This window comes from Samsonia erythrinae, assembly GCF_004342665.1.
GTDB lineage: Bacteria > Pseudomonadota > Gammaproteobacteria > Enterobacterales > Enterobacteriaceae > Samsonia > Samsonia erythrinae.
On the sequence record NZ_SMBY01000013.1, the window covers coordinates 1 to 26,998 of the forward strand.

General features: G+C 53.9%; 17 protein-coding genes, 1 rRNA gene and 1 riboswitch. Of the genes, 13 read left to right on the forward strand and 5 right to left on the reverse strand.

The genetic code is table 11. From position 1 onward, the window contains the following. The 6 genes from rrf to aceK form a co-directional block, all read left to right on the forward strand. Positions 1 to 89: ribosomal RNA gene (gene rrf, locus EDC54_RS15545) — 5S ribosomal RNA — on the forward strand; the annotation flags it as partial. 87 nt (positions 90 to 176) lie between these two features. Then, positions 177 to 542: a YjaA family stress response protein gene (locus EDC54_RS15550; RefSeq protein WP_132458367.1), complete on the forward strand. Its 366-nt coding sequence runs from the start codon at positions 177 to 179 to the stop codon at positions 540 to 542. Between the two features lie 136 nt (positions 543 to 678). Next, the gene (metA, locus tag EDC54_RS15555; RefSeq protein WP_132458370.1) at positions 679 to 1,608 is read left to right on the forward strand and encodes a homoserine O-acetyltransferase MetA; all 930 of its coding nucleotides are present in this window, start codon (positions 679 to 681) and stop codon (positions 1,606 to 1,608) included. Positions 1,609 to 1,892: 284 nt separating this feature from the next. Then, the gene (gene aceB / locus EDC54_RS15560) at positions 1,893 to 3,488 is read left to right on the forward strand and encodes a malate synthase A (RefSeq protein WP_165904329.1); all 1,596 of its coding nucleotides are present in this window, start codon (positions 1,893 to 1,895) and stop codon (positions 3,486 to 3,488) included. 30 nt (positions 3,489 to 3,518) lie between these two features. Then, positions 3,519 to 4,826: an isocitrate lyase gene (gene aceA / locus EDC54_RS15565; RefSeq protein WP_132458376.1), complete on the forward strand. Its 1,308-nt coding sequence runs from the start codon at positions 3,519 to 3,521 to the stop codon at positions 4,824 to 4,826. Positions 4,827 to 4,875: 49 nt separating this feature from the next. After that, positions 4,876 to 6,651, forward strand: a complete 1,776-nt coding sequence (gene aceK / locus EDC54_RS15570) for a bifunctional isocitrate dehydrogenase kinase/phosphatase (protein ID WP_132458528.1) — start codon at positions 4,876 to 4,878, stop codon at positions 6,649 to 6,651. A 295-nt stretch (positions 6,652 to 6,946) separates the two neighbouring features. Here the strand turns inward: aceK and iclR are convergent, their stop codons facing one another. Continuing rightward, positions 6,947 to 7,777, reverse strand: coding sequence for a glyoxylate bypass operon transcriptional repressor IclR (iclR, locus tag EDC54_RS15575; protein ID WP_132458380.1), 831 nt, complete (start codon positions 7,775 to 7,777; stop codon positions 6,947 to 6,949). A 189-nt stretch (positions 7,778 to 7,966) separates the two neighbouring features. On the opposite strand from iclR, the gene metH reads away from it, so the two are divergent. From metH to foxA, 3 genes are all read left to right on the forward strand, one after another. After that, positions 7,967 to 11,650, forward strand: coding sequence for a methionine synthase (metH, locus tag EDC54_RS15580; protein WP_132458382.1), 3,684 nt, complete (start codon positions 7,967 to 7,969; stop codon positions 11,648 to 11,650). A 552-nt stretch (positions 11,651 to 12,202) separates the two neighbouring features. Beyond that, positions 12,203 to 13,159: a helix-turn-helix transcriptional regulator gene (locus EDC54_RS15590; RefSeq protein ID WP_132458385.1), complete on the forward strand. Its 957-nt coding sequence runs from the start codon at positions 12,203 to 12,205 to the stop codon at positions 13,157 to 13,159. A gap of 189 nt (positions 13,160 to 13,348) precedes the next feature. Then, positions 13,349 to 15,454, forward strand: coding sequence for a ferrioxamine B receptor FoxA (gene foxA, locus EDC54_RS15595; RefSeq protein WP_132458388.1), 2,106 nt, complete (start codon positions 13,349 to 13,351; stop codon positions 15,452 to 15,454). Between the two features lie 255 nt (positions 15,455 to 15,709). Here foxA and EDC54_RS15600 read toward each other — a convergent pair whose 3' ends face one another. After that, positions 15,710 to 17,164: a DASS family sodium-coupled anion symporter gene (locus EDC54_RS15600; RefSeq protein WP_132458391.1), complete on the reverse strand. Its 1,455-nt coding sequence runs from the start codon at positions 17,162 to 17,164 to the stop codon at positions 15,710 to 15,712. Between the two features lie 347 nt (positions 17,165 to 17,511). On the opposite strand from EDC54_RS15600, the gene EDC54_RS15605 reads away from it, so the two are divergent. Beyond that, on the forward strand, positions 17,512 to 19,158 hold the full coding sequence (locus EDC54_RS15605) for a Na/Pi cotransporter family protein (RefSeq protein WP_132458394.1): 1,647 nt from the start codon (positions 17,512 to 17,514) through the stop codon (positions 19,156 to 19,158). Between the two features lie 226 nt (positions 19,159 to 19,384). Here the strand turns inward: EDC54_RS15605 and lysC are convergent, their stop codons facing one another. Then, positions 19,385 to 20,761: a lysine-sensitive aspartokinase 3 gene (lysC, locus tag EDC54_RS15610; RefSeq protein ID WP_132458397.1), complete on the reverse strand. Its 1,377-nt coding sequence runs from the start codon at positions 20,759 to 20,761 to the stop codon at positions 19,385 to 19,387. 116 nt (positions 20,762 to 20,877) lie between these two features. Continuing rightward, a riboswitch (Lysine riboswitch) is annotated at positions 20,878 to 21,069 on the reverse strand. Between the two features lie 168 nt (positions 21,070 to 21,237). Here lysC and pgi point away from each other — a divergent pair. Further along, complete coding sequence (gene pgi / locus EDC54_RS15615; RefSeq protein WP_132458400.1) at positions 21,238 to 22,887, forward strand: glucose-6-phosphate isomerase; 1,650 nt, start codon at positions 21,238 to 21,240, stop codon at positions 22,885 to 22,887. A gap of 251 nt (positions 22,888 to 23,138) precedes the next feature. On the opposite strand, the gene EDC54_RS15620 is transcribed toward pgi, so the two are convergent. Then, a complete protein-coding gene (locus EDC54_RS15620) occupies positions 23,139 to 24,569 on the reverse strand; it encodes a capsule assembly Wzi family protein (RefSeq protein ID WP_132458403.1) in 1,431 nt (476 codons plus the stop codon). A 371-nt stretch (positions 24,570 to 24,940) separates the two neighbouring features. Between EDC54_RS15620 and EDC54_RS15625 the strand changes: the two genes are divergently transcribed. Next, positions 24,941 to 25,285, forward strand: a complete 345-nt coding sequence (locus EDC54_RS15625; protein WP_132458406.1) for a DUF4156 domain-containing protein — start codon at positions 24,941 to 24,943, stop codon at positions 25,283 to 25,285. Between the two features lie 52 nt (positions 25,286 to 25,337). Here the strand turns inward: EDC54_RS15625 and epmB are convergent, their stop codons facing one another. After that, complete coding sequence (gene epmB, locus EDC54_RS15630) at positions 25,338 to 26,384, reverse strand: EF-P beta-lysylation protein EpmB (RefSeq protein ID WP_132458409.1); 1,047 nt, start codon at positions 26,382 to 26,384, stop codon at positions 25,338 to 25,340. A gap of 41 nt (positions 26,385 to 26,425) precedes the next feature. Between epmB and efp the strand changes: the two genes are divergently transcribed. Beyond that, on the forward strand, positions 26,426 to 26,992 hold the full coding sequence (gene efp, locus EDC54_RS15635; protein ID WP_132458411.1) for an elongation factor P: 567 nt from the start codon (positions 26,426 to 26,428) through the stop codon (positions 26,990 to 26,992). Positions 26,993 to 26,998 lie beyond the last annotated feature (6 nt).

The following is a 26,998-nucleotide window of genomic DNA, read 5'->3' on the forward strand; positions in this document are numbered from 1 at the left end:
CCTGACCCCATGCCGAACTCAGCAGTGAAACGCCGTAGCGCCGATGGTAGTGTGGGGTCTCCCCATGTGAGAGTAGGGAACTGCCAGGCATCAAACAAGTGGAAAGCCTCTGTCGTAAGACAGGGGCTTTTTGCTGTGTGCGCTTGGAGAAGATAAAGCCGTCAGGAAGACCAATTATGAATCTCTATATCCAAATCCGTAAGAATCAAATTACAGTACGCCATCTTGGCACGCAGCGTGAGGCTTCGACGCAGAGTGCATTCAGCAACAATAGGATCCTGGTTGCTGATTTTATCGCTGCTTCTAAGGTACTGCGAAGTGTTATCCGTCAGGTTACGCCCTTCGATTGGCGCAACTGGTTCAGTAGCACGACTCTACTGATTCACGCACTGGAAATGAATGAAGGGGGGCTTTCTCCTGTGGAGAAGCGCATACTTCAGGAGATCACAATGATGAGCTGTCGTAAACACAGAGTCATTGTTATTTCTGGTGCTGTTCCCCTGAGTGATTCTGACGCTCTTAAACGTATTCAGCAGAAGTAGTTCTTAAGGCGGATAATGAGCCTCGTGAAACATTTTCACCTTATACGCTGAATACTCGACATTTGTACTTAAACTCGCTATCTTCAGGCATCTGGATGTCTAAACGTTTAAACGTATGCTTTGAGGATAGAAGGTTATGCCAATTCGGGTTCCTGATGAGTTACCAGCCGTCAATTTTTTGCGTAATGAGAATGTCTTTGTAATGACGTCCTCGCGTGCGAAAACGCAGGAAATTCGCCCTCTGAAAGTGCTGGTTCTGAATCTGATGCCGAAAAAGATTGAGACTGAGAATCAGTTTCTGCGTCTGCTATCCAATTCCCCCTTACAGGTTGATATCCAGCTGTTACGCATCGATAGCCGTGAGTCAAAAAATACGCCAACCGAGCATTTGAATAATTTCTACTGTAATTTCGACGATATTCAGGATGAAAATTTTGATGGTTTAATCGTGACCGGTGCTCCACTGGGGTTAGTCGATTTTTGCGATGTGGTGTATTGGCCGCAGATTGCGCGCGTTATTGAGTGGGCAAAGGAGCATGTCACATCGACATTGTTTGTGTGTTGGGCGGTACAGGCTGCCCTCAACATCCTTTATGGTATCCCGAAGATGACCCGCAAGGAAAAGTTGTCCGGGGTCTATTCGCATCGGACGTTACAACCTTATGCTCTACTGACCCGCGGCTTTGACGAAACCTTTCTGGCGCCGCATTCACGCTATGCGGATTTTCCTGTTGATGCGATTCGACAATACACCGATCTGGATATCCTCTCGGAGTCGGATGAGGCAGGGGCGTATTTGTTTGCCAGCAAGGATAAGCGTTTGGCATTTGTGACTGGGCACCCTGAGTATGATGTACAGACATTAGCGGGAGAATACTTCCGTGATTGCGATGCCGGGTTGGAGCCTGCCCTGCCAGTTAATTACTTTCCAGATGACAATCCCGAAATGCGCCCGAAAGCGAGCTGGCGTAGTCATGGGCACCTGCTGTTTGCAAACTGGTTGAACTACTATGTCTACCAGATTACACCTTACGATTTGCGTCGAATGAATCCCACGTTGGACTAGTCGATTTCCACTGATTTCTCTCTCAGAGGCACCTTAACCGGTGCTTTTTTTGTGATACGCCTTCTCTTTCAATTTTCGATTGAAATGCATTTCCCTTATATATTGGTTTTAATCCCTAATATTATTAATGTGTTGCGTTGGTTTTATTTTTAAAATGGAAATTGTTTTTGATTTTTATTTTTGTTGTATTACGCTTAATTCTGTCGGCTAAGAAATAGACACGTGGGTTTGCCGGTTGGCGATTGTTGATGAATGAAGCGGTATCTGAAAAGGAACCATGAATAATGCAACAGACGATAAACAGAGAATTGTTGTTTAATCAATGTATTGGTGAATCTGAGAAGCAAATCCTTACGGAAGAGGCGATTGATTTCCTAACAGAGTTGGTCGCGCATTTTACGCCGGCACGTAATCAGCTGCTCGCCGAACGGCAAGCACAGCAGCGCGATATCGATCAGGGTAAGCTGCCGGACTTTCTTTCAGAAACTGCTTCCATTCGTGATAAATCGTGGACAATACGCGGTATTCCCGATGACCTTCAGGATCGCCGCGTTGAAATTACCGGCCCGGTCGAACGCAAGATGGTAATCAACGCGTTGAATGCCAATGTGAAGGTTTTCATGGCGGACTTTGAGGATTCGCTCGCGCCGAGTTGGGAAAAGGTGATCGATGGGCAAATCAACTTACGTGATGCCGTGCGCGGCACAATTTCCTACATCAATGAATCGGGAAAGATCTATCAGTTAAACCCCCATCCTGCCGTATTGGTTTGCCGTGTACGCGGTTTACATCTGCCCGAAAAGCACGTGTTCTGGCAGGGTGAAGCGATACCCGGCAGCCTGTTTGATTTCGCACTGTATTTTTTCCACAACTATCAGGCATTGCTGAAGAAAGGTAGCGGCCCGTATTTCTACCTGCCAAAGACACAGTCATGGCAGGAGGCGGCCTGGTGGAACGATGTCTTCTGTTATACGGAAGATCGTTTTGACCTGCCGCGCGGTACGATCAAAGCGACGGTGTTGATTGAAACGCTGCCCGCCGTTTTCCAGATGGATGAGATCCTCTATCACCTGCGCAATCATATCGTAGGACTGAACTGTGGCCGCTGGGACTATATCTTTAGCTATATCAAAACATTAAAGAACCATAGCGATCGCGTTCTGCCCGATCGCCAGTCGGTGACGATGGAAAAACCCTTTCTGAGCGCTTACTCGCGGCTGTTGATTAAAACCTGCCATCGTCGGGGGGCGTTCGCGATGGGCGGGATGGCGGCGTTTATCCCCAGTAAGGATGAGGAACGTAACAATTGGGTGTTGGATAAGGTCCGTAAAGACAAAGAGTTGGAAGCTCGCAACGGGCACGATGGCACCTGGGTGGCGCATCCGGGGCTGGCAGATGTTGTGATGGAGGTGTTCGATCGGGCGTTGGGTGAACGTAAAAATCAGCTTGATATCAGCCGTGAACACGATGCGCCGATTCGTGCCGAGGAATTGCTGGAACCTTGTCAAGGAGAACGCACGGAGGTAGGGATGCGCGCGAATATTCGTGTTGCGGTGCAGTACATCGAAGCATGGATATCCGGCAATGGCTGTGTCCCGATATATGGGTTGATGGAAGACGCGGCGACAGCAGAGATTTCCCGCACCTCAATTTGGCAATGGATTCGCCACGGCAAGACATTGAGCGACGGTCGGGTGATCACCAAGGCGCTGTTCCGCCAGATGCTGGCCGAGGAAATGTCGGTGATTCAGGAAGAGTTGGGTGATGCCCGCTTTAGCGGGGGACGCTTTGATGACGCCGCCCGACTGATGGAGAAAATCACCACGCAAGATGAGCTGATCGACTTCCTGACGTTACCTGGCTACGCACTGCTTGATTAATCCTGATCGATAATAAAAGGAACCTCTGCTATGACGACTTCTCGTACCCAACAAATCCAGCATATTGAAAAAGAGTGGAAAACCGCCCGTTGGGAAGGCATCACGCGCCCTTACCGTGCAGACGATGTGGTTGATCTGCGGGGCTCGGTGAACCCGGAATGCACGCTAGCGCAGTTAGGGGCAGCGAAGTTATGGAACCTGCTGCATGGCGACGCGCGCAAAGGCTATGTGAATTGTCTGGGGGCGCTGACGGGCGGACAGGCTTTGCAGCAGGCGAAAGCCGGTATTGAAGCCATTTATCTTTCAGGCTGGCAGGTGGCGGCGGATGCCAATTTGGCGTCCAGTATGTATCCCGATCAGTCGCTCTATCCGGCGAACTCAGTGCCTGCGGTGATCGAACGCATCAATAATACCTTTCGGCGTGCCGATCAGATTCAGTGGTCGAATCACATTGAACCGGAAGATAAACGCTATACCGACTACTTCCTGCCGATTGTGGCGGACGCGGAGGCGGGATTCGGCGGCGTGCTTAACGCATTTGAATTGATGAAATCGATGATTGAAGCGGGCGCGGCGGCCGTTCACTTTGAGGACCAACTGGCATCGGTAAAAAAATGCGGGCACATGGGCGGCAAGGTGCTGGTGCCCACGCAAGAGGCCATTCAAAAACTGGTCGCCGCACGTCTGGCGGCGGATGTCATGGGCGTACCGACCTTACTGGTTGCGCGTACCGATGCGGATGCGGCGGATCTGCTGACGTCCGACTGCGATGAGTATGACCGCGATTTCATTACCGGGGAGCGCACGGTGGAAGGTTTCTATCGCACGCGCGCGGGGATCGATCAGGCTATTAGCCGTGGTTTGGCCTACGCGCCTTATGCCGATCTGGTGTGGTGCGAAACCTCAACGCCGGATTTATCGTTGGCGCGTCGTTTTGCCGAGGCGATCCACGCGAAGTTTCCCGGTAAGCTGCTGGCGTACAACTGTTCACCTTCCTTTAACTGGAAGAAGAATCTGGATGACGGCACGATTGCGCGTTTTCAGGATGAGCTGTCGGCAATGGGTTACAAGTACCAATTCATTACGCTGGCTGGCATTCACAGCATGTGGTTCAACATGTTTGACCTGGCGCATGCTTATGCGCAGGGCGAAGGGATGAAGCACTATGTGGAAAAGGTGCAACAGCCTGAATTTGAAGCAATGAAAGACGGCTATACCTTCTCATCGCATCAGCAGGAAGTGGGTACCGGCTATTTCGATAAGGTGACGAATATCATTCAGGGAGGCGAGTCTTCCGTGACGGCGCTGACGGGCTCGACGGAAGAGCAGCAGTTCTGATCCTAATCCGGCCAGCGTCTCGCTGGCCGGGTTTCATCGGGAGAGCATGATGACGCGTGACCTGGAAAAGCTGGTGGCGCAGACGATCCTGCAAGGGTTTGATGCGCAGTATGGCCGTTTTCTCGAAGTGACCGCAGGCGCGCAGCAGCGGTTCGAACAGGCTGACTGGTCGGCTGTACAACAGGCGATGAAACAGCGTATTCACTTATACGATCATCATGTCGGTCTGGTGGTTGAGCAATTGCGCTGCATTACCGGTGCCCGCTGTGATGATGCGGATTTTCTGGCGCGGGTGAAACATATCTATACCCGTTTGCTGCCGGACTATCCGCGTTTTGAGATTGCCGAAAGCTTCTTTAATTCCGTTTACTGCCGGCTGTTCAACCATCGGGAACTGACGCCGGATAAACTGTTTGTGTTCAGCTCGCAGCCTGAGCAGCGCTTTCGTGAAATTCCCCGACCTATCGCCAGGACATTTTTGCCAACTGACGGCTGGCAGAACATGCTGGAGAAATTGCTGGGAGATGTGCCACTGCGTTTACCGTGGGAAGATTTACCGCGTGATATTGCCTATATCGTCACGTATTTGCAGCGAACCTTCTCTACAGAACAGCTTACGCAGGCAAGCTTACAGGTCGCCAATGAGCTGTTCTATCGCAACAAGGCGGCCTGGCTGGTGGGAAAGTTGTCTTTGCCTGAGGGCGTTTTTCCGTTTCTGCTGCCGATTCACCACAACGAACGCGGTGCGCTATTTATTGATACCTGCTTGACCCATCAGGAAGAGGCCAGCATTGTGTTCGGTTTTGCTCGGTCTTACTTCATGGTGTATGCACCTTTGCCGTCTGCACTGGTGGCCTGGCTGCGAGACATTCTGCCGGGGAAGACGACGGCGGAGCTTTATCTGGCTATTGGCTGCCAGAAGCACAGCAAAACGGAGTACTACCGCGAATATTTGCATTACATTGCTGAATCAACAGAGCAGTTTATTATCGCGCCCGGCGTGAAAGGGATGGTGATGCTGGTGTTTACGCTGCCTTCATTCGATCGCGTATTTAAGGTCATCAAAGATCGTTTTGCGCCGCAGAAAGAGGTGAGCGCGGAGCGGGTCATGGCGTGTTATCAACTGGTGAAAGAGCACGATCGCGTCGGGCGCATGGCGGATACGCAGGAGTATGAAAATTTCGTCATCGATAAGCATCGTATCAGTTCGGCGTTGCTTGAAGAGCTTTGGCGCGAGGTGCCGGAGAAGCTGGAAGATCTGGGTGATAAACTGCTGATAAAACATCTGTATATGGAACGCCGGATGACGCCGCTGAATCTCTATTTGGAACAGGCGAATCCCCTACAGCTGCGCGATGTAATTGAAGAGTATGGCAACGCGATTAAGCAACTGGCGGCAGCGAATATTTTCCCCGGCGATATGCTTTTCAAGAATTTCGGCGTTACGCGTCACGGACGGGTCGTATTTTATGACTACGACGAAATCTGTTACATGACTGAAGTTAACTTTCGTGATATTCCGCCGCCGCGCTACCCGGAAGATGAGCTGGCGGCAGAACCGTGGTACAGCGTCGCGCCAAACGATGTGTTTCCCGCAGAGTTTCCCCATTTCCTGTGTAGCGACCGCCACATTCGTATGCTATTTGAGGAGATGCACGGCGATCTGTTTTGCGCCGATTACTGGCGAGCGTTACAGCAGCGTATCAGGGAAGGGCACATTGAGGATGTGTATGCCTACCGACGCCGCAAGCGTTTTAGCCAGCGTGTTGAGCAGCTATACACTACTCCTGAGAATGATTCTGGCCTTTGCCGTTATCTGGCGTAAAAAATTATGCTGAGGAGATAGCAGGCTTAGGATGAGCCGCAGGACGCGGCGAAAGCTTGCGCCACGTATGGAACGCGTCACTGGCGGCTCGACTAGCGGTCAGGAACACCGATGGAACCGCGTCAGCGGCATAATTTAGCCGGAAAGCCTGGGTACACAGGGCGGCGGCGATTGAGCGCACTGTGTCGGGCGCGTGCTACGAGGTAGCATGAAAATAACGACATCATCGCGCACGAAACCTCCCAGAGTCTGCATAAACATGCACCTGAAAGGCCTGACGAGAAATACACTTTATTCATAGCCCGCTGTATTCCTGCATCACCTGTTTAGCGGCTTTGATCGCCAGCGCGCCGAGTTCTGTGACGCGATCGTCCGTGATGCGTGAAACAGGGCCGGAGATGGAAATGGCGGCGAAGGCTTCCTGATGTTCATCCAGAATGCAGGCCGCAATACAGCGTAGCCCCAGCGCGTGCTCTTCATCATCGAAGGAATAGCCTTGTTTACGAATCAGCGACAGGTTTTCCTTCAAGGCTTGCGGCGCGCTAAACGTGTGCGGCGTGTAGCCGTGCAGCCCTTTCTTGTGCAGCAGTTGCGTGACCTGCGCATCGGGCAAATGCGCCAGAAACGCTTTCCCTGCGCCGGAAGCATGCATCGGCAACTTGCCGCCGATGGGGGCGGACATCCGCATCAGCGCCGTACACTGCACCTGATCGATGATGATCGCCTGACTATCCGTCTGATCGAACACCGCCAGATTGACGGTTTCGCCTGAGTCTTCCATTAACTTACGGAGTATCGGATGCACAATCGCCAGCAGGTTGCGGCTTTGCAGAAAACTGCTGCCGACGATAAACGCGTGTGAACCAATCGTCCATAGTCCGAGATCGCCAACCTGACGGACAAAGCCCTGCTGTTGCATGGTGGTCAGCAGGCGGTGCGTGGTGGAATTCGGTAAACCGGCCTGCTGGGCGAGATCGGTCAGCGCCACGCTGCCATTTGCTTTGGCGATATATTCAAGCAACGTCAGGCCACGGGTCAGCGATTGAACCTGCCCGGTTGGCTGTGGGGCGGCGCTTGTGCCGGCTCTGGGTTTTTTCCCGCGTTTGGCTGGCTCTGGTGGCGTCATGGCGTCGGTTCCTTTTTAGAGTAATGGAATTGATTTTCGTTTTTTCACCACAGAATGCAACTCTTCTTTTTTGCCGATTTTTTCGTGCGTTGGGCTTAAAAAGTCTCACGCTACGGCGCATTAGCCTGCGCAAAACTTATGCTAGGATAGGCGTAATATCACTATTTATTAGCCGGAGATGGGGTTCGCGTGGGTAATCGGGTAGACGAATTGCGGCGTCAGTTGGCGCAACGCATTATGGTGCTGGATGGTGGCATGGGAACCATGATCCAGGGTTATCGCCTGCAGGAAGCAGATTATCGCGGTGAGCGCTTTGCTGACTGGCCGAGCGATGTGAAGGGAAATAACGACCTGCTGGTGCTCACCAGGCCGCAGGTGATTAGCGAAATCCATGACGCTTATCTGGAAGCGGGTGCCGACATTCTCGAAACCAATACCTTCAACGCCACCACTATTGCGATGGCGGACTATGGTATGGAAGCACTGTCGGCGGAAATCAATACCGTCGCCGCACAGCTGGCGCGAGCTAGCGCGGATAAGTGGACGGCGTTAACGCCGGATAAGCCGCGTTATGTTGCCGGTGTGCTCGGCCCGACCAACCGTACTGCCTCGATCTCTCCCGATGTTAACGATCCTGCGTTTCGCAACGTCAGTTTTGATCAGCTGGTGGAGGCGTATCGTGAATCGACGCGCGCGCTGATCGCAGGTGGGGTCGATCTGATCATGATCGAAACCATCTTCGATACATTGAATGCCAAAGCGGCGAGCTTCGCGGTCGAAAGTGAATTTGAGGCGTTAGGGATCGAACTGCCGGTGATGATTTCCGGCACGATCACGGATGCGTCGGGACGCACGCTGTCCGGCCAGACAACGGAAGCCTTTTATAACTCTCTGCGTCATTCGCGCCCGCTCTCGTTTGGTTTGAACTGCGCGCTGGGACCGGATGAGCTGCGCCAGTATGTCGCCGAGCTGTCGCGTATTGCTGAATGCTATGTGAGCGCGCACCCGAATGCGGGGCTGCCCAACGCCTTCGGCGAGTACGATCTGGATCCGGCCGATATGGCGAAACATATCGGCGAATGGGCGCGATCCGGTTTTCTGAATATCGTCGGCGGCTGCTGTGGATCGACTCCCGCACACATTGCCGCGATGGCGAAAGTGGTAGAAGGCGTGCCGCCGCGCAAGTTGCCGGAGATCCCGGTGGCCTGCCGCTTATCCGGCCTGGAACCGCTGAATATCGATGCCAAAACCCTGTTTGTTAACGTCGGGGAGCGGACAAATGTCACCGGCTCCGCGCGTTTTAAGCGGCTGATCAAAGAAGAGAAATACAGCGAAGCGCTGGATGTCGCCCGTCAGCAGGTGGAAAGCGGCGCGCAGATCATCGATATCAATATGGATGAAGGCATGCTGGATGCGGAAGCGGCGATGGTCCGTTTCCTGAATCTTATTGCCGGTGAGCCGGATATCGCCCGTGTGCCGATCATGATCGATTCCTCAAAATGGGCGGTGATCGAGAAAGGGCTGAAATGCATTCAGGGCAAAGGCATCGTTAATTCGATCTCCATGAAGGAAGGCGTGGAAGCCTTTGTCCACCATGCCAAACTGGTGCGGCGCTATGGTGCCGCCGTGGTGGTCATGGCCTTTGATGAAGTCGGTCAGGCAGATACTCGCGCACGTAAAATTGAAATTTGTCGCCGGGCTTACCGTATTCTGACGGAAGAGGTCGGTTTTCCACCGGAAGATATTATTTTCGATCCGAACATTTTTGCCGTGGCAACCGGGATTGACGAACACAACAACTACGCGGTGGATTTCATCGAGGCCTGTGCAGACATCAAGGCGCAGTTGCCGCATGCAATGATCTCCGGCGGCGTGTCTAACGTTTCCTTCTCATTCCGGGGCAACGATCTGGTGCGTGAGGCGATCCACGCCGTCTTCCTTTATCACGCCATCCGCAATGGCATGGACATGGGGATCGTAAATGCCGGGCAGTTGGCGATCTATGACGATCTCCCTGCGGAATTACGTGATGCGGTGGAGGACGTGATCCTCAACCGTCGCAGCGATGCTACCGAGCGGATGCTCGATCTGGCCGAAAAATATCGCGGCAGCAAAACGGAAGAGGAGGGCAGTAAAACGCAGGCGGAATGGCGCGGCTGGGATGTGGAGAAGCGTCTGGAGTATTCGTTGGTTAAAGGGATTACCGAGTTTATCGAACTGGATACCGAAGAAGCGCGTCAACAGGCCGCACGACCGATAGAGGTGATTGAAGGCCCGTTGATGGACGGCATGAATGTCGTCGGCGATCTGTTCGGCGCGGGGAAAATGTTTTTGCCGCAGGTCGTGAAATCCGCGCGCGTGATGAAGCAGGCGGTGGCCTACCTCGAACCTTATATTGAGGCCAGCAAAGCCAAAGGCACGTCTGCCGGGAAGATCCTGCTGGCGACGGTTAAAGGCGATGTGCATGATATCGGTAAGAATATCGTCGGCGTGGTGCTGCAATGTAACAACTACGAGATTATCGATCTGGGCGTGATGGTGCCGACGGACAAGATTCTGAAGACCGCGCGTGAAGAGAAGGTCGATATCATCGGGCTTTCCGGGTTGATTACGCCGTCGCTGGATGAAATGGTCAACGTCGCGAAAGAGATGGAGCGTCAGGGCTTTACGCTCCCGCTGCTGATTGGCGGCGCGACGACCTCCAAAGCGCACACCGCCGTGAAGATTGAACAGAACTATAGCGGCCCGACGGTCTATGTGCAGAACGCCTCGCGCTCCGTCGGCGTGGTGTCGGCGCTGCTGTCCAGTACGCAATATGACGATTTTGTCGCGCGTACCCGTAAAGAGTACGAAACCGTGCGTATTCAGCACGCGCGTAAAAAGCCGCGAACGCCGCCCGTGACGCTGGAAGCGGCTCGCGCTAACGCCTCAGAACTGGACTGGGAAAATTACACGCCGCCGGTGGCGCATCGTCTGGGCGTTCAGGCGGTGACGGCCAGCATCGATACGCTGCGCAGTTATATCGACTGGACGCCGTTCTTTATGACCTGGTCGCTGGCGGGGAAATACCCCCGTATTCTGGAAGATGAGGTGGTGGGTGAAGAAGCCAAACGCCTGTTCGCCGATGCCAACGCAATGTTGGACGATCTGTCCACACGCGGCGCGCTTAATCCCCGTGGCGTGGTGGGCTTATTCCCGGCGAACCGCGTTGGGGATGACGTGGTGATTTATACCGATGAACGGCGTGACACGGTGCTGTCCGTCAGCCACCATCTGCGCCAGCAGACGGAAAAAACCGATTTCCCGAATTACTGTCTCTCCGACTTTGTCGCGCCGAAGTCCAGCGGCAAGCCGGATTATCTCGGCGCCTTCGCGGTGACCGGCGGACTGGAAGAAGACGCGTTGGCCGATCGGTGGGAAGCCCAGCATGATGATTACAACAAGATCATGGTGAAGGCGATCTCCGACCGTCTGGCGGAAGCTTTCGCGGAATACCTGCACGAACGCGTGCGCAAGGTTTACTGGGGCTATGCGGCGAATGAAAATCTCAGCAATGAGCTGCTGATTCGGGAGAATTATCAGGGGATCCGCCCCGCGCCGGGCTATCCGGCCTGTCCCGACCACACGGAGAAAGCGCAAATTTGGCAACTGCTCGATGTGGAAAAATATACGGGTATGAAGCTCACTGAGTCTTATGCCATGTGGCCTGGCGCATCGGTATCCGGCTGGTATTTCAGCCACCCCGACAGCAAATACTTCGCCGTGGCGCAAATCCAACGCGATCAGGTCGAGGATTATGCGGTGCGCAAAGGTATGGAAGTAAGTGACGTTGAGCGCTGGTTAGCGCCGAATCTAGGTTATGATGCGGACTAGGATGTGAGTAAAGAAAATAACATCTGTGGGTTAACACGTTTTGGTTTTCAGTTGGCGTCAAAAATTCTGCTGAGGTGGGCGTGACCGCAGGGTGAGCCGCACGGACGCGGCGAAAGTCAGTGCCGCGTCTGGAACGCGTCACTGGCGGCCCTGACCGCGGGCACGAACGCCGAAGGCACCCGCGTAGCGGCAGAATTTCCGCCAAAAAAGCCTGGGTTCTCAGGGCGGCGGCGATTGAGCGCCCTGAGTCGGGCGTGGTGCTGATGGCACAGAGAAATACTCGGCTTACCACGCACGAAACGTCTGCTTTTTTGCATAGCTGTACTGGTTTCGTGATTGAGCCATGCAATATCTTCCCCCCGCTGATGATCCTGTGTTACGCGAACACCATTTCAATGAGAATAGTTATCAGTCTTATTGATGCAATTTCATGGGAATGGTAAGGTGAGCATCAATTAAGCAGAAAGCATTTTTCTGTTTTTATTCCACGCATTTCCGTTAACCGCTGGCCTGATTCCGGGCGTTCAACAGGATGAGGGTATCTCCCCGCTCATGTTAAAACGACTCTTTTCCATCGAGGATTTCTTCGACATTGGTGAACGTTACGGGATTGATTACCACTTCCCGCAGCTGTCATCTTGCCGTGAGCGTACGAAAGAAAAGCGTATTGTGGTGCAGGGTGACGTCGAAGAGATGACGCTGTCCTCTGGGATTTGCCTGACGAATTCCAATGTGCGCGTGTTGCAGCCTTACGAATCGACCTCTTTGCACTGCTGCCCGTTTTATACGCTGGTGGTGCTGGAAGGATGCGTCGCGCTGCGCCTGAATGGTAAGGCGTTTGTTGTGCGATCGGGCATGGCGTTCAGCACCCGGCTGGGTGACCCGCTCGTCATGAACGCCAGCCATCTTGCGGATTGTCATCTTCGTACCGTATCGCTGGGGATTTTCCCTGCCACTTTCGCGTTAGATCCGCTGCTGGGCTCGCTGCTGAACGAGTGGGAACAGGGGGGAACGCCGACATTTTTATGGCAGGTGCCCGGTTATTTATTATCCGGGTTACAGCATTCGCTGGATAACACCACGCCGGGATTATCGCGCCAGCTGATGCTGGAGGGCGTGATGCGACAACTGCTGGGATACGGCCTGTCATCCGGGCCTGGAGGCGAGGTGCATCGTGTATTGCCGCCGCCCGGCGAACAGGCGCGGCTGGAGAACGTTCGGCGGCGTTTGGAACAGCAGCCTGAAAAAGCATACACCCTGAATGAGTTGGCGCAACTGGCCGCGATGAGCAGCAGCAGCCTGCGCGCCAAGTTTCGTCAGGCGTATGGTCACTCGGTTTTTGACTATCTGCGCGATTGTCGGCTGGAACTGGCCAGACGCTATCTGGCGCAGGGATACAACGTTCAGCAGGCGGCCTGGATGTCGGGATACCAGCACGCGACCAACTTTGCCACGGCGTTTCGCCGGCGTTACGGTATTGCGCCGAGTGACGCACGCAGGCTCAGCTAGCCTTTCGTTCCTTATCATGTCTGAGTCTTATCGATGCCGGATACTGCTGCTGGATTGCTTACCCGACGTTTTCTCGCCGAGTTCCCGTTTTGTCATTACGCATACGCAAGTTGTCACTGCGCATAGCTATCGCAAGCCTAAAAACAGCAATAATTCTTATTTACAATAATAAGGTCTGTGGAGTTCCCCATGTTCAGAAAAACGCGGCTGGCGCTGGTGGTTGGCTGTTTTACCAGTGGATTGACGGCGTCGGTGCAGGCGCAGGATGCGCCATCCCCTTCTTCTCAGGGCGATACGCTGGTCGTGACGTCTCAAACGCAACGCGGCGCTACCAAGCTGGAAACGCCTGATATCGAGACGCCTCAGGCCGTTTCGATCATTACCCGCAACCAGATTCAGGAACAGGGCGCGACCAGCGTTCGGCAGGCGGTCGGCTATACGCCGGGCGTGTTCAACAACCAGATCGGGGCCTCCAACCGCTTTGACTATATGGTGCTGCGCGGGTTTTCCGACGGCAGTCTGGATAACGTCTATCTCGACGGGTTGAAGATGATGGGAGATACCAACTCCCACAGTTCGCTGGTTATCGATCCCTGGTTCCTCGACCGCATTGAAGTGGTCAGGGGGCCGGCATCGGTACTCTATGGTCGCTCTTCTCCGGGGGGCATTGTGGCGTTAACTTCCCGTCAGCCGTCGTTCGATCGCAGCGGACAGATCAAACTGTTTGCGGGCAATAATGCGCAGCGCGGCGCGGCGTTTGACCTTACCGGTCCGCTGGATGATGACGAGCGTTTTGCGTTCCGTCTGGGCGGGATTGTGCGTGAAGCCGATACGCAGTTCAAAAAGACGAAAGAAGAACGCTACGCGATTGCGCCCAGCCTACTGTGGCGCATTTCCGATAAGACGCGGCTGGAATTGATGGCCTACCTGCACCGCGATCCGGAGGGGGGGAGCCATTCGGGTTTACCGTATGACGGTACCGTGGTGGCGCATAACGGGCGGAAAATCTCGAACACCTTCTATGAAGGGGAAGAGAATGATGAGAAATACGACCGTAAGCAAAACATGGTGGGGTACCACTTTGAGCATGGTTTCGATAACGGCTGGGCGGTGCGCCAAAAGCTGCGTTATCTGCGCACCAAAGTGCATTTGGATCAGGTGTACGCCTACGGCTGGACGCAGCCGAGCGCCGATACGCTGACTCGTTATTACTCGGGTTCCCGTGAGTCGCTGTCCGCATTAACGTTAGATAACCAGCTTGATGGCAGCGTGGATACGGGCGCGGTGAATCATCGCCTGCTGGTGGGGATCGACTATCAGCAGCGTAATAATCATATGGACTGGCCTTCTGGCACTTTCCCGGCGATCGACGCGTTTAATCCCGTTTATGGTTCCGGGCCAACAGGCATGTCCAGCTCGCAGGAAAAACACAAGCTGCGACAGACTGGCATCTACGTACAGGATCAAATGAGCTGGGAGCGCTGGCGCTTAACGCTGGGGGGTCGCCACGATCAAGTAAAAGTGACCCACGTTAACCACACCAAAGGAACACACAGCGAGTTGGATAAAAACAACTTTAGCTCACGTGCTGCCTTGCTCTACCTGTTTGATAACGGCTTTGCGCCGTATGTCAGCTATTCCACGGCCTTTACGCCGACCAGCTTCGCCGATGATAACGGCAACGTGCTGGAACCGATGAAAGGTAAGCAGTGGGAAGCCGGGGTGAAGTATCAGCCTGAAGGTTCTCAGGATCAGTACAGCCTGTCGCTATTCCGTATTAACCAGAAGAATGTGGCGACGAAGGTTCAACCTAACGATCCTTACCGCTCCATTGGTGAAATCGAATCGGAAGGGGTGGAACTGGAAGCCGTGAGCCAGATTACCGAGAATCTGCGCTTGCAAGCGGCTTATACCTATACGGATATCCGCTATAAGAAAAGCAGTGTGGCGGAGCAAGGAAAACGTGCGGTATACGCACCGCGCAATCAGGCCAGCGCCTGGGCCAGTTATGATGTGAAAAGCGGTCTGCTGGACGGCCTGACTATCGGTTCCGGCGTGCGTTACGTGAACGGCGTGACGTCCGATCGCGCCAATACTCACACGCTGCCCTCTTATACGCTGGTGGATCTGGTGGTGGGATACGATCTCTCGAAGGTCGGCCTGAAAGGGCTGAGTGCGCAGATTAACGTCAATAACCTCACCGATAAACGCTATGTTTCCGCCTGTAACTCGCTGGAATTCTGCTACTTTGGCGCGGAGCGCAGCGTGGTCGGCAGTGTGTCTTATTCCTTCTGATTGATAATTCTACTGTAGTAAAAAGAAAGCCGGGGAAACCCGGCTTGAGTTTGCTGACAAAGTCCGATATGCGATGATAATGGATGGATCGTAAAGACGCTGCAAGTACATCCCTGTAAGCTCGAACCGCGCCATCCCTGGCGCGGACGCTTTACTCTTCCATTCCATTCTCACCGTTCGATAAAAGGTGATGGGGTTGTCAACGTTCTGAAGCCGGGGAAACCCGGCTTTTTCATATCATGTCTCGGCGAGAGATTAATACAGGCCGATGACTTTCCACCACAGCAGACCAGCGCCCATGAAGATGGCCTGATTCACCAGACTGACGACGAAGCCGGTGCGCCACCAGATGGCGGTGGGCACGTAGCCAGCGCCGAACAGGATCGGGCCGCGCGCGTGGGTATATTGCGTCAGTGAGCAGTACAGGCTGCTGGAAAATGCCAGCATGAATGCCATCGGCACCGCCGGAATGTTCAGGTTGATCCCGACGCCGAGGAACACCGCAAACAGCGCGGCGATCTGCGCGTTGCCGCTGGCGAAGAAATAGTGGGTATAGAAATAGGCCGCATTCAGCAGTAACAACACCAATACCCAACTGGTTCCCTGCATCAAGTGGCCGATATTGCTGCCGATGAAATCGCCAAACCAGTTGGTGAAGCCGAGCTTTTTCAACTGGTTCGCCATCATCAGCAGGGCGGCGAACCAGATCAGCGTATCCCAGGCGCCTTTCTCACTCTTCACGTCCTCCCAGCTCAGTACGCCAGTTAACAGCAGGAAAGACAGCCCGACGAAGGAGGCTGTTGTCGCATCCACACCTAGGCGGTCGCCGAAAATCCACAGCACCAACAGCAGGATCACGGTGAACGCCATCAGCCATTCACCGCGGCTCATGTTGCCCATCTTTGCCAGTTCGGCGACGGCCAGTTTCGGCGCATCCGGCGTGTGACGAATTTCCGGTCTGGTCAGCCAGTAGACGAGCAGAGGGACAATGGCCAGAGAAATCAAACAGGGCACCAGCGCCGCCAGAAACCAGCTTCCCCAGGTGATGGTGACGCCCGCGTTGGCCGCGAGTTTCACCGCCAGCAGGTTGCCGGTGTAGGCGGTCATAAACAGCGCTGCCGTCACGTCGTTAACATTACCGATACAGGTGATCAGGAAGGTGCCAATCTTACTGCGCGAGGCATCGTCCGGTTTGGACTCGAAGCTGCGCGACAGCGAATCGGCAATCGGATAAATAATCCCGCCGCAGCGTGCGGTGTTGCTCGGCATCGCAGGGGAAAGCACCAAATCGGCAAAGGCCAGACCGTAAGCCAGACCCAGCGTGCGTTTTCCCAGCAGGCGGATCATCTGCAAGGCGATGCGGCGCCCCAGCCCTGTTTTGATAAAGCCGCGAGCGATCATGAACGCCACAACAATCAGCCAGATCAGCGAGCTGTTCAGGTCGCTGAGCGCGGTCTGTATCGCGCCGCTGGCGGTTTTATCCCCCGCGGCGTATGTCAGCGCAAAGATCGTGATACTGATAATACCGATAGCTCCAATCGGGAGCACGTTAGCAACAATACACACGATCGTTGCGACGAAAAGGACGGCGGAATGCCAGGCCGCTGCGCTCAGGCCTGTCGGGGGCGTCATTTGCCAGAAGAATGTGGCGATGGTGAGAATAATGACCAGCGGGAGCCAGTTTAATCCATATGAGGTTTTGGTCTTCATCCATTTCCCTTACTAAAAGTCAGATGTATTGAGAGATAAACGCTCACGCATTCAATTCGCGGAGGTTAACCCGGTGCAAAGTATGGCACGGGCCTACCTCTTAAGAGGTAGGCAAAAGAAGGCATAGCCTGGGGGGAACGTATGGTGTGATAAAAATGATAGGCTTTTTACTTTGGATTCTGTTTTTTCAATCTGTCATTGGAGTTTTTACCGGCGCGTATGCGTCATTTTCCTGTGGCAAGCTGTGCGGCGCAGAACTCTTTGTCAATATCTGGTAAGATAGCGGTTGGTTACATAATTTCGTTGCATAATCAGCATCCTATTCTTTCGCTGGAGGCGCGATCTTTTTGTTAACACTGTTGAATCTCCTTTCTGCTATTGCCCTTCTGGTTTGGGGGACGCACATCGTCCGCACCGGGATCATGAGGGTGTACGGTTCCCGCTTACGGCAAGTGCTCAGCGACAGCGTTGAGAAGAAACCGTTGGCTTTTCTGGCGGGGATTGGGGTGACTGCTCTGGTGCAGAGCAGCAATGCCACCGCTTTGTTGACCACCTCTTTTGTCGCGCAAGGGCTGGTGTCGTTAACACCTGCGCTGGTGATTATTCTCGGGGCGGATGTCGGCACGGCGCTGATGGTGCGTGTTCTGACATTCGGCCTGTCCTGGCTTTCTCCCTTGCTGATCTTCCTGGGCGTGGTGCTATTCCTCAGTCGTAAACAGACGCGGGTCGGTCAAATTGGCCGGGTGGCGATTGGCCTCGGCCTGATTTTGCTGGCGCTGGAAATGATTGTCGTTGCCGCGGCGCCAATTACACAAGCATCGGGCGTTAAGGTTCTTTTCTCCTCATTGACGGGCGATGTCATGCTGGATGCGCTGGTTGGCGCGCTGTTTGCGGTGATTACCTACTCCAGTCTGGCCGCCGTGCTGTTGACCGCGACACTGACGGCAAGCGGCGTGATTTCGTTGGAAGTGGCGATGTGTCTGGTGGTGGGCGCCAACCTGGGCAGCGGGCTGCTGACGATGATGAGTACGTCAGCGCAAAATGCGGCAGGTCGGCGAGTGGCGCTCGGCAGTATGTTGTTCAAGTTGATGGGCTGTCTGGTGGTACTGCCGCTGGTTGAGCCGCTCTCACTCTGGTTGGCGCGGATTCCGTTAGGTGCCGAAGAACTGGTGATTTATTTTCATTTGTTTTACAACCTGACCCGTTGCCTGTTGTTGATTCCGTTGACCGGCGTGGTCGCGCGTTTGTCTTGCGCGATGATTGCCGATACGCCGCAGGTTGATACTCAGGTGAAGCCCCGTCATCTGGACCTCAGCGCACTAGATACGCCAGCGCTGGCGCTAACGAATGCCGCGCGGGAAACGCTGCGTATTGGCGATGTGCTGGAGCAAATGTTGCGCTTGTACCGCGATGTTTTGCGCGGCGACCATATGCAGCGGCGTGAAATTCGTCGGCTTGATGACGATGTTGATGTGTTGTATACCGCGATTAAGCTCTATCTGGCGCAGATCCAGAAAGACGGACTGGATGAGCGTGATTCCCGGCGCTGGGCCGAAGTCATTGAAGTTGCGCTGAATCTGGAGCAGGCCGGAGATATTATTGAGCGCATGGCTGATGATATCGCCAATCACTCATCCAACGTGCGGGTGGCGTTTTCTGCTCAGGGGATGGAAGAGTTGAATCACCTGTATGAGCAACTGCTGGGGAATCTTCGTCTGGGGCTGTCGGTTTTCCTGTCGGAAGATGTGACCAGCGCCAAGCGTCTGCGTCGCGCCAAGCATCGCTTCCGTATCCTGAACCGGCGTTACGCGCATGCGCATGTCGATCGGCTGCATCAGAATAACGTGCAGAGCATGGAAACCAGTTCGCTGCATTTGAGCCTGCTGGGAGACATGAATCGTCTGAATTCGCTGTTTTGCGCGGTGGCCTATAACGTATTGGTTGTGCCGCAAGACGGGGATGACGAGCGCGAAGAGTCGCCGCTGACATTGTGATCCCTTTGGTGGAGGACGATGGCCTCTTAATGATATCTTTATGCAGACTAAAAGACGGTTTCGTGCGCGATAATGTCGCCATTTTCATGCTACCTGTAGCACGCGACCAACACGGGACGGCTCATCCTAAGCTTGCTATCTCCCCAGCATAATTTTTTACGCCGGATAACGGCAAAATTCGCGATGCCTCTTTATGTGTATAAGAGACAGCGCGAAGATCGTGGATTTACTCGAACAGGCTGCGATGCAGTGTCTGCACCACGCGTTCGGCATCGGCGCTGGGCACCAGGAAACAGAGGTTGTTACTACTGGCTCCGTAGCAAATCAATCGGATGCTGAATGGATCCATCACGCCAAAGACTTCTTTCCCAACGCCGCAGGCCTGAGACAGCTTATTGCCGATCAGCGCGACCAGCGACAGATTCTCTTCGACCTCGACGCGGCAGAGCGATGACAGCTCAGTCAGCAGAGCGCTGGACAGCAGGTTGCCGCCGGTTGACGTGGAGCCTGTCGTATCAAGCGTCAGCGCGACGTTGACTTCCGATGTGGTGATCAAGTCGACGGAGATGTTATGGCGCGCCAGAATGCTGAAGACTTCGGCCAGAAAACCCCGCGCGTGCAGCATGTTGAGACTGTGCAGCGTAAGCAACGTTTGTTTGCGACGCAGCGCCAGCGCACGGAACAGCGGCGGATTTTCCGTTTTATTACACACCAGCGTCCCCCCGGCGGCCGGATCCTTACTGGAACCGACGAATACCGGAATGTCGCTGCGCACGGCCGGCAACAGCGTTGCCGGGTGCAGCACTTTCGCGCCAAATGTCGCCATTTCAGCCGCTTCTTCGAACAGAATCTGGTCGATGCGTTTTGCTGTCGGCACCACGCGCGGATCGGTCGTGTAGATACCGGGAACATCGGTCCAGATATCAATTCGGCTGGCGCCAAGCGCTTCGCCCAGCAACGCCGCGGTATAATCGCTGCCTCCGCGTCCCAGCGTCGTGGTACGGCCTTTGGCTTCGCTGCCGATAAAGCCTTGGGTAATCACCCGTCCCTGAGCCAGACGCGGCTGCAACTGGCTGCGCGTCAGCTCGCCCAGCGCGGCGCAATCCGGCTGTGCGCGGCCAAAATGGTCATCGGTGCGCATAATTTTGCGTACATCAAACCACTCCGCCACAACGTCGCGCTGGCGCAGAATCTCGACAAACAGCAGGGTAGACATCAGTTCACCGTGGCTGACGAGCTCATCCGTCAGGGCGTTGGACGTCGCGAGGGCCGCCGCTTCAGACAGCGTGGTGATGCTGTCCAGCATGCGGTCAATCTCATCACGGACGACACTTTGGGTCGTCAGCTTGTCGATGATGGCGTACTGAATCTGACGAATTTTCGCCAGATGCTCGGCGCGCACTTCCGCTGGCAGACCTTCAGCCAGTGCGACCAGCAAATTGGTGATACCCGCAGATGCCGACAGCACGACAACCCGTACATTGGGATTGGATAGCACAACATCGGCGCTGCGGTTCATCGCGTCAAAGTCCGCCACGCTGGTGCCGCCGAATTTGGCAATGACGATAGCGTTCGCGCTTGCGGATACTTCAGTTGCAGACATGTCAAAAACCTCGTGTCAGGGAATAGGCTGTTTTTCAGTAAACAGCGTTCATTAATCAGCCATGGCACAAGGGGGAGGGCGATCGGTAGGGGGCAGGCGTAGGACATCGCTACGATACACCCAGAAGCGCTCCACCTTGCTGAACATCCGTCAGGACGAACCAGGTGACAACCCAGAGGATTCAGCCTCTGTGGTCGATGGGAGGAAAACCGAATTTCACCCCATCTCGGCGTCGCTCCCCCTCGGATATCATCAACGGATTACGGTTCCTCCGATATCTACCTGGGCGACGCTCCTCTTCTGGCTTGCACGTTAAACGCACAAGTACGCCGTTACAAATAACGGGTTATGCGGTTTCTGTCAATAAACAAAAGGCGGCGATGGCCATTTAGCAAGAAAAGGGATCTCAATCGCGATGTTAAAGGATACAATCGATTCAGTCACTTTGAACTCATGCTTAGAGAGAAAGTCGCATTATGAAAAATATCAATCCAAGCCAAACTGCCGCCTGGCAGGCTCTGCAACACCATTTTGACGCGATGAAAGAGGTGAAAATCAGCGATCTGTTTGCGCAGGATCGCGATCGTTTCACGCATTTTTCCGCGACGTTCGACGATCAAATCCTGGTGGATTACTCCAAAAACCGCATTACGGCTGAAACGATGGAGAAATTGTTTGCGCTGGCGCGGGAGACTGAACTGTCTTCTGCGATCAACGCCATGTTCGCCGGTGAGAAAATCAACCGCACGGAAGGTCGCGCCGTCCTGCATGTCGCGTTGCGCAACCGCAGCAACACGCCGATTCTGGTGGACGGTAAGGATGTGATGCCGGATGTGAACGCGGTGCTGGCGAAAATGAAAGTTTTCAGCGAGCGCGTGATCGGCGGTGAATGGAAAGGCTATACCGGTAAAGCAATAACGGATGTCGTTAATATCGGTATCGGCGGTTCAGATTTGGGGCCGTATATGGTCACGGAAGCGCTGAAGCCTTATAAAAATCACCTCAAGATGCACTTTGTCTCCAACGTTGACGGCACGCATATCGCTGAAACGTTGAAGGGGCTGAATCCGGAAACCACGCTGTTCCTGGTCGCGTCGAAGACCTTTACCACGCAGGAAACCATGACCAACGCGCACAGCGCCCGCGATTGGTTTTTGCATTCGGCGCAGGACGAAAAACACGTCGCCAAGCACTTTGCCGCGCTGTCCACCAACGCGCAGGCCGTCAGCGCGTTCGGCATTGACACCAGCAACATGTTCGAATTCTGGGACTGGGTGGGGGGACGCTACTCCCTGTGGTCGGCGATTGGCCTGTCGATTATTCTCTCGTTAGGGTTTGAGAACTTCGAAAAACTGCTCAGCGGCGCGCATGCGATGGACAAGCACTTTGCTTCCACGCCTGCGGAGAAAAACCTGCCCGTGCTGCTGGCGCTGATCGGCATTTGGTACAACAATTTCTTCGGTGCCGAAACTGAAGCGATTCTGCCATATGACCAATATATGCATCGCTTCGCCGCCTATTTCCAACAGGGAAATATGGAATCCAACGGGAAATCAGTCGATCGTAACGGCAACCCGGTGGATTACCAGACCGGGCCGATTATCTGGGGTGAGCCGGGCACCAATGGCCAGCACGCGTTCTACCAGTTAATCCATCAGGGCACCAAGCTGGTTCCGTGTGATTTTATTGCCCCTGCCATCAGCCATAATCCTTTGAGCGATCACCACAGCAAGCTGTTGTCGAACTTCTTTGCGCAAACCGAAGCGCTGGCGTTCGGTAAACGCCGTGATGTCGTGGAAGCGGAATTTGCGGCGGCGGGGAAAAACGCGAAAGATGTGGAGCATGTGGTGCCGTTTAAGGTGTTTGAGGGCAACCGTCCGACCAACTCGATTCTGCTGCGTGAAATCACCCCGTACAGCCTGGGAGCGCTGATCGCGCTGTATGAGCACAAGATCTTTACGCAGGGCGCGATCCTGAACATCTTCACGTTCGATCAGTGGGGCGTGGAGTTAGGTAAACAGCTGGCGAACCGTATCCTGCCAGAGCTGGAAAACGATAACACGATTGAAAGCCATGACAGTTCCACTAACGGACTGATCAACCGTTTCAAAGCGTGGCGTCGATAAGGTGGAAAAGTAAACGATGGGGAAGAAAATTCCCCATGTTTGAATTTGCTAACCAAGTCCGACGCGCAGTGATAATGGATGGATCGTAAAGACGCTGCAAGTACGTCCCTGTAAGCTCGAACCGCGCCATCCCTGGCGCGGACGCTTTACTCTTCCATTCCATTCTCACCGTTCGATAAAAGATGATGGGGTTGTCAACGGCCTGAAACGATGGGGAAGAAAATTCCCCATCGTTTAGCCGGTGAGACGCGTTACAGGTTGATAGGAATTTCGATGCTGACGCCGGCACCAACATCATCACTGGTGCTGTGGTTGCTATCGGTGTACCACACATTGGTGTCGAGTTTGGCTTTTGAGTCGAAGTCATAGCCCCAGCCTAGCTCAATCCCTTTCAGGGTATCGGAACGTGGGAACGCTTTGTTGATGCTCTGGCTGTTAGGGTTCACCTTGGCATACATTACGCGGGTGCTCCAGCGTTGTCCGCCATCAAGTGCCAGCTCTACCCGGCCAGAAAGCACCTGAGCATCGCCACCCGCGGCATAACCCAGCGGGTATCCTTGCTGGTAATACCCATCCCGGTAGATATGGTGGCTGTAGGTGATGTTATTGGCATTACCATTGGAGCGCGTATCCGTTCCTTCAATATTCCAGTTGATGGTCGACGTACCCCATTCCGGATGCCCCTCGATACCCAACAGATAAAAGTTTTTGGAAGGTAACATTCCCGCTTCATCTTCACCCACTAACTGGCCGTAAAGGCTGACAGGCATGCCGACAAGCGGCGCCATTTTCAGTTTGAAGTCAAATCCTGCTAGCTGGTTACCCGGCTCATTGTCCGTGCCGGTATTATCGCGTCCTGCTGCGCCATCCCAAAACGAACTCCATGACCGAGGACGGCCTTCCCCTCCCCACTGCATGATGCGTGATGCGCCTAACTCCAGAAATGTCGTGGGCTGAATAGCCAGGCGACCACCGATGATTTTTGCATCCGGTACTGACGAATACTGATCCAACTGCCCGGCTGAGAGTTGGTATTGCCAACGGCCAATCCAAGACAGCCATGGCGTTTCAAACGGTGATTGATCGGCTCGTTGTAATATGAATCCTGTGACCGGACGGGCAGCGTCGGAGCGTATCAGGCTGCCCTCGTAGCCGGGTCCCCACCATTGTGAGATTTTCCCGAACGACAGCCATTGGTTAAAAATTTTCACCGCCCCGTAGGAGTCGTCCATATTCCAGCGGGACCGATCTTCAATGCGCTGATCGCCTTCAAACGTGCCTTTGATATTGATGTCCCAAAACTCATCGCTGGCGCCCACACCGATGGACAGAGCATGATCGCTGGCGTGTCGGCTACCGAAGCCTTGAGGCAGGCCGGGTCTGTCTGTCGAGGTATAGCCGCTAAGGCGAACGTTGGATTTGAGTTGACCGATCCGTTGCTCGACGCGGGTGATGACGGCTTTTTCTGTATTGGTGACGGGCTTGGCTTGAGAAAGTGCAGACTCGATTTCTTCCTGACTCAACGGCCAGGTCGTCAGGCTGGTTTGAATGACGCCACGATCGGATAACCAGGCAAGATCGTTGCGAAGTGTGTTATCCGGGGCGATCAGACCTGCGGCCTGACTTGTTGAGACACATAAAAACAAACCGATAAGCGTGACTAGGCGTTTTTTAGTAGGCATGCTGTCGTTTCCTCATTGCATTATATCCTTTGCTGATTCTGCTTTTTTAGCGTCTTTTGATGCTATTTACGTTAATGTTGCCGAGCCCGGCCAACATTCGTCGCCGTGATTAATCTCTCAGCCCGATAGCATACAGAGTATGGGATGATCGAAATAATCATAAATGGCGCTGAGGATGTTATTCAGATAATACTGAAAAATTTTTTATTTATTCCTCAGTGAAATATTTTTCCTCCGGGGATGATAGCGCATTAATGTCTCGTTTTTTCGATTCTTTTCGTGTAAATGCATGGGGACTGCGGGAGATCGCCAGGAAAACGTCGTATGATGTGCTCAGTGATGGCAGGTATTTCAATAGCAAGGAGAAAGAGATGCGGGCTCGTATTTTATTGGGACTGTCTGTGGCAGTCTTGCTGGCGGGGTGCAGCAGCACTAACCAACTTAGTGCCGCCGGGCAGGCAGTCACGTTTACGGACACCAAGCCAGGCAGCGAGTGCCAATTGCTGGGACAAGTCAGCGGTAGCCAGTCTAACTGGTTGGCTGGTCACCATAGTGATGGTAGCGCCATGCGCGGTGCGGCGAACGATCTACGTAATAAAGCAGCGGCGATGGGGGGGAATACCATCTACGGCGCGACCAGTCCAAGCGAAACGTTCTGGTCAGGCTTTGCGCCTCTGGATAGTAAGATGAACGGCAACGTGTATAAGTGCCCTTAAGTTAAAGAAAATCAGGTGAGAGCGCCGTTATGCTCTCACCCCATTCCCTGCCTCATTGTTCGACGCGATCCTGTTGTTGCTTCATGCCCAAATCCAGCGGCGTTTTGCTGGCTTCTCCACCAATCTCGCGTGCCAGACGCGGCACCAGATAGCCGGATACTTTCTTCATCAATTCTTTGACTAAGGCGCGGGCTTCATGATCTTCCACCAGAAAATGGGCGGCGCCCTGTACTTTATCCAGCACATGCAGGTAATAGGGGAGAATGCCAGCGTCAAACAGCGCATTGCTGAGCCGGGCGAGGGTGTCTGCATTGTCATTCACGCCGCGAAGCAGCACACTCTGGTTTAACAGCGTGACGCCCGCACGACGCAAATGCGCCATACTTTGTGTTAAATCACGATCGATCTCCTGCGGGTGGTTAATATGCGTCACCAGTAACACCTGAAGTGAACTGCGTGACAGGCGATCGCACAAGGTGTCAGTGATGCGCGCAGGGATGACAACGGGCAGACGGCTGTGAATGCGCAGACGTTTCAGATGCGGGATGTTTTCCAATTCGGTGAGCAGCCAGTCCAACTCGTGGTCTTTGGCCATCAGCGGGTCACCGCCGGAAAAAATGATTTCATCCAGTTCGGTGTGCTGGCGGATGTAATCCAGCGCCTGACGCCAGTTTGCTTTATTGCCCTGATTATCCTGATAGGGGAAGTGGCGACGGAAGCAGTAACGGCAGTTTACCGCGCAGCCGCCTTTGACCAGCAGCAGGGCGCGGTTGTGATATTTGTGCAATAACCCCGGAACAACGCTGTGCTGCTCTTCGAGTGGGTCGTGGCTAAACCCCGGCGTGAGGGTAAATTCGTCGAGTGAGGTCAATACCTGTAACAGCAACGGATCGTTGGCATTGCCGCGCTGCATTCGTGCAGCGAACGCGCGTGGTACGCGCAGGGCAAAAAGCCGACGTGCATCCTTGCCTTGCTGGAGTTTTTCGTGACCTCTGAGCGCTAAAAGTTGCAGCAATTCATCAGGATCGGTGATTACGTCCGCAAGTTGCTGCAACCAATCTTCTCTGGAAGGTATATTTAGGGTTACAATGTGTGCCATTTTTTTGGCTTCGTACCAGTATTTAATTGTAGAGGGCCTTCATGGCGACTTATTCTAGCAACGATTTCCGTTCCGGTCTTAAAATCATGTTCGAAGGTGAGCCGTATGCCATCGAATCCAGTGAATTTGTGAAACCGGGTAAAGGCCAGGCTTTTGCTCGTGTAAAAATGCGTCGTCTGTTGACGGGATCTCGCGTTGAAAAAACCTTCAAATCGACCGATTCGGCGGAAGGTGCAGACGTGATGGATACCAATATGAACTACCTGTATAACGACGGTGAGTTCTACCATTTCATGCACCCTGAAACCTTTGACCAGCATCAGGTTGAAGAAAAGACCGTCGGTGATTCTGCGAAATGGCTACAGGATAACGCGGAATGTATTATCACGTTGTGGGACGGTCGCCCGATTGCCGTTCAGCCGCCAAACTTTATTGAAGCTGAAATCGTCGATACCGATCCGGGTCTGAAAGGCGATACCGCAGGGACCGGCGGTAAGCCAGCGACCCTGAGCACGGGGGCCGTGGTTAAGGTGCCGCTGTTTGTACAGATTGGCGAAGTCATCAAAGTGGATACCCGCTCTGGTGAATATGTATCCCGCGTGAAGTAATGCATG

Excerpts from the sequence above, each read along its gene's own strand:
- EDC54_RS15550 (WP_132458367.1), top strand. The coding sequence starts at position 177 with ATGAATCTCTATATCCAAATCCGTAAGAATCAAATTACAGTACGCCAT.
- metA (WP_132458370.1), top strand. The coding sequence starts at position 679 with ATGCCAATTCGGGTTCCTGATGAGTTACCAGCCGTCAATTTTTTGCGT.
- aceB (WP_165904329.1), top strand. The coding sequence starts at position 1,893 with ATGCAACAGACGATAAACAGAGAATTGTTGTTTAATCAATGTATTGGT.
- aceA (WP_132458376.1), top strand. The coding sequence starts at position 3,519 with ATGACGACTTCTCGTACCCAACAAATCCAGCATATTGAAAAAGAGTGG.
- aceK (WP_132458528.1), top strand. The coding sequence starts at position 4,876 with ATGACGCGTGACCTGGAAAAGCTGGTGGCGCAGACGATCCTGCAAGGG.
- iclR (WP_132458380.1), bottom strand. The coding sequence starts at position 7,777 with ATGACGCCACCAGAGCCAGCCAAACGCGGGAAAAAACCCAGAGCCGGC.
- EDC54_RS15590 (WP_132458385.1), top strand. The coding sequence starts at position 12,203 with ATGTTAAAACGACTCTTTTCCATCGAGGATTTCTTCGACATTGGTGAA.
- foxA (WP_132458388.1), top strand. The coding sequence starts at position 13,349 with ATGTTCAGAAAAACGCGGCTGGCGCTGGTGGTTGGCTGTTTTACCAGT.
- EDC54_RS15600 (WP_132458391.1), bottom strand. The coding sequence starts at position 17,164 with ATGAAGACCAAAACCTCATATGGATTAAACTGGCTCCCGCTGGTCATT.
- lysC (WP_132458397.1), bottom strand. The coding sequence starts at position 20,761 with ATGTCTGCAACTGAAGTATCCGCAAGCGCGAACGCTATCGTCATTGCC.
- pgi (WP_132458400.1), top strand. The coding sequence starts at position 21,238 with ATGAAAAATATCAATCCAAGCCAAACTGCCGCCTGGCAGGCTCTGCAA.
- EDC54_RS15620 (WP_132458403.1), bottom strand. The coding sequence starts at position 24,569 with ATGCCTACTAAAAAACGCCTAGTCACGCTTATCGGTTTGTTTTTATGT.
- EDC54_RS15625 (WP_132458406.1), top strand. The coding sequence starts at position 24,941 with ATGCGGGCTCGTATTTTATTGGGACTGTCTGTGGCAGTCTTGCTGGCG.
- epmB (WP_132458409.1), bottom strand. The coding sequence starts at position 26,384 with ATGGCACACATTGTAACCCTAAATATACCTTCCAGAGAAGATTGGTTG.
- efp (WP_132458411.1), top strand. The coding sequence starts at position 26,426 with ATGGCGACTTATTCTAGCAACGATTTCCGTTCCGGTCTTAAAATCATG.